We start from the raw sequence: 1,172 nt of genomic DNA, 5'->3' as shown, positions 1-1,172 counted from the left end.
TGTCTGCTGTGCCGAGGCCGTACCCCAAGGAGTTCCGTGACGACGTGGTCCGTGTCGCGAGGAACCGTGAGCCGGGCGTCCATCTCAAGCAGATCGCTGCCGACTTCGGCATCAGCGAGTCCTGCCTGACGAACTGGATGAAGGCCGCCGATGTCGAGGACGGTGTGAAGCCGGGCACGACGGCGGCTGAGAATGCCGAGAACCGCGAGCTGCGCAAGCGGCTGCGGCTGCTGGAGCAGGAGAACGAAGTACTCCGTCGGGCGGCCGCGTATCTGTCGCAGGCCAACCTTCCGGGAAAATGATGTACCCGCTCGTCCGCGAGTTGGCCGTCGACGGGATCCCCGTCACGGTGACGTGCCGGGTCCTCAAGATCGCGCGCCAGCCCTACTACCGGTGGCTCCAGGCGCCGGTCACCGACGCCGAGCTGGTCGAGGCGTATCGGGCGAACGCGTTGTTCGACGCCCACAAGGATGATCCCGAGTTCGGCTACCGGTTCATGCTCGATGAGGCTGCGATCGCCGGTGAGGCGATGGCAGCGCGGACCGCGTGGCGGATCTGCTCGGGCATGGGCTGGTGGTCGACGTTCGGCAAGCCCAAGCGGGGCAAGACGAAGAGGCCCGGACCACCGGTCCACGACGACCTGTGCGCCGTCGTTGACGAGCACGGGGTCACGCGACACGTCTTCGCTGCCGATGCCCCGAACGAGCTGTGGCTCACCGATATCACCGAACACAGAACCGGTGAAGGCAAGCTCTATCTCTGCGCGGTCAAGGACGTCTACTCCAACCGGATCGTGGGCTACTCCATCGACTCCCGGATGAAGTCCCGACTTGCGGTCGCGGCACTGAACAACGCCGTCGCCAGGCGCGGTGATGTCGCCGGCTGCATCGTGCATTCGGACCGAGGATCGCAATTTCGCAGCCGGAAATTCGTCCACGCGATCAACCGTCACTCCTTGGTCGGATCGATGGGCAGGGTCGGTGCGTGCGGCGACAACGCAGCCATGGAGTCGTTCTTCTCGCTGCTCCAGAAGAACGTCCTGGATCGCCGCTCCTGGGCTACCCGCGAGGAGCTGCGAATCGCGATCGTGACCTGGATCGAGAGGACCTACCACCGACGCCGTCGCCAAGACGCTCTCGGACGGTTGACCCCCATCGAGTACGAGACCATCA

The 1,172-nt window shown here is 65.0% G+C and carries 1 protein-coding gene; it reads left to right on the top strand.

Translation table 11 applies throughout. The features are described 5' to 3' along the window. Positions 1-8 precede the first annotated feature (8 nt). A protein-coding gene (locus tag ACYU8V_RS22295; RefSeq protein ID WP_460850419.1) for an IS3 family transposase occupies positions 9-1,172 on the top strand; the annotation gives its coding sequence in 2 pieces (ribosomal slippage) (positions 9-293 and positions 296-1,172; 1,162 coding nt annotated over the 2 pieces). This gene is flagged as partial in the annotation.

Source organism: Nocardioides ultimimeridianus, assembly GCF_054777895.1.
Note: the sequence above shows the minus strand (reverse complement) of the source record. Positions and strands in the feature narration are given on the sequence as shown.